The 227-nt window shown below is 58.6% G+C and carries 1 protein-coding gene; it reads right to left on the reverse strand.

Annotation, left to right across the window (positions count from 1 at the left end; all coding sequences use genetic code 11):
* Positions 1 to 227: hypothetical protein (locus tag Q1A48_RS21620; protein ID WP_299948956.1), on the reverse strand; the 227-nt coding region annotated here is incomplete at both ends.

The raw sequence follows: 227 nt of genomic DNA on the forward strand, positions 1-227 counted from the left end.
GTGGCGAGAAATCCAACGGTGGCCACAATACTGATCACCACCAGTAATGGCCATAGCGCGAGGAGTACATGGCCACTGAGCTGTCCCTGGGAGCGCAACCAGAGTCCCAAGGGCGCGAAAGAGAACTTACACAGTTCCAGAGCAACGGCCGTAAGGCCGGCCACTACCTGGCTGCCGGTAGTGCTGGGTATAGCGATCCACAGCTGCACAGTAAAGGCGAGGCTGGT

This window comes from uncultured Microbulbifer sp. (assembly GCF_947489355.1).
Classification (GTDB): Bacteria; Pseudomonadota; Gammaproteobacteria; order Pseudomonadales; family Cellvibrionaceae; genus Microbulbifer.